Source organism: Methanospirillum sp. (genome assembly GCF_035406105.1).
Taxonomy (GTDB): Archaea; Halobacteriota; Methanomicrobia; order Methanomicrobiales; family Methanospirillaceae; genus Methanospirillum.
In genome coordinates, this window is the sequence record NZ_DAONKG010000333.1 from 1 (window position 1) to 1722 (window position 1722).

Below are 1722 nucleotides of genomic sequence, written 5' to 3' on the forward strand. Positions count from 1 at the left end.
TACCTGATCCTTTCCAGATTTTCTCTCTGGTAGAGATGATCATGTACGAGTGCGATGGATCGAATCCTGTTTAAATGCTCATGCAGCACCTCTTTTATCATGGGATCCGATATCCTGTCCTCCTGCAGTGAGATGAGGCTTGAAATAATCTGCAAATTATTTCGGACCCGGTGATGCATCTCCTTTAAGAGCGTCTCTTTCTCCTGAAGGGCAGCTATCTGTCTCTCTTCAAATAATTTCCGTTCAGTGATCTCTTCAGATATGATACCCAGCTGCGATGGCCTTTCATGTTCTGTTTTTATAATAAAATAGCGATCATAGAACCATTTTATCTGCCCTACCCTGTCCATAGCCCGGTATTCTGTCTCCAGGTATGGAATCTTTCCTTTCAGCAACCGGGTAATTCCTGCTGTAACTCTCTCCTTGTCGTCCGGGTGAATATAATTCAATAAACGACGGGGATTATCAGATACCTACTCGATCGGGATTCCCAGTATCCTTTGAAAAGCTGGGTTCACATAGAGAATTTTTTCCGGTTTGAGTGAGATGAAGTAGATAATATCAGATATCTCATCTGCAAATTGTCTGAATCGCTCTTCACTCTCTTTTAAAGCTCGCTGAGCCTCCTTTCTTTTGGTGATATCACGTGCAACACTTAGAATCGCTGGTTTTCCCTCGTACTCAATCGGCCTGTTGTGAACTTCAAAAGGAATAGAATGCCCGTTTTTGGTAAGATGCTCGGTCTCAAAAATAATCGATCCTTCCTGAAGCATCCTTTTTATCCGCTCAGGTATATTTAGAGCATTGACCGGATCATCGATCATGCTCACATGCATTCCAATGAGTTCATTTTTTGAATAGCCTAGAAGAGAACAGGCTGTTTCATTTGCATCAAGAACATAGCCTGACATATCAACAATAAAAATGGAATCACCTAAAAGATTATAAAGCGCCTGATAGCGTGATTCAGATAGCGAGATTTGCTCTTTAAGTTCATGCTGAATCATTTCCTGGACTTTTTCGGTCTTTTTTCTTTCACTAATATCACGTTCGAAAGAGATGGCATACTTTTTTCCCTCAATATGAATCGTACCTACCCGAATCTCCAGTGAATAAATCGTCCCATCTTTCCTTTTATGGTTGACTTCATAGCTAAACCATTCTCCCTCCTGTGCATAAAAAACCCTCTTCTGAATCTCTGCATTTTTCCATGGATCCAAGGTAAAAATATTCATATTCCGAAGTTCTGCACCCGTATATCCGTTCATCCTGGCTGCTTCATGATTGCAGTCGATAATTCTACCTGGCTCCGGGCCTTCAAGATCTATAATAAAGATTGCTTCTCCGGCGTTTTCAAAAAGAAACGGGTATAACTTTTCATTGATGAACGGTACATTCTGTGTCGCTCCACCTTCCGTAAGACGAACCGCTATGGGATTCTCATTCCTGATCCCAGTGTTGTCCGGTGAGGTGTCTGATGCAAGCTGACATTGTGATCTCTCCTGCGTATCAGGATGGGTTATGCTATCTTTATTCCCATGTATCCTGAAATTGCAATCAGGTACGAAAATCTCAAATTTTGCACCTTTCCCAAAAGTGCCCGTCTCACATATCGTAATTCCGGTCAGTGACAGGATATCCCTGATAAAAAACATACCCAGACCGGTATTTTTTCCATATCCTCTCTCAAAAATTCTCTCTTTATCCTCATCTGGTATCCCG

Annotated in this window: 2 protein-coding genes; both read right to left on the reverse strand. The window is 41.7% G+C overall.

The features are described 5' to 3' along the window. Window positions 1-449 (reverse strand): histidine kinase dimerization/phosphoacceptor domain -containing protein (locus tag PLA23_RS13165; protein ID WP_324475498.1); only part of this gene is annotated, 449 nt, incomplete at its 3' end. Window positions 450-473: 24 nt separating this feature from the next. Further along, the coding region (locus tag PLA23_RS13170; protein WP_324475500.1) for a PAS domain S-box protein at window positions 474-1722 on the reverse strand (1249 nt) is incomplete at its 5' end.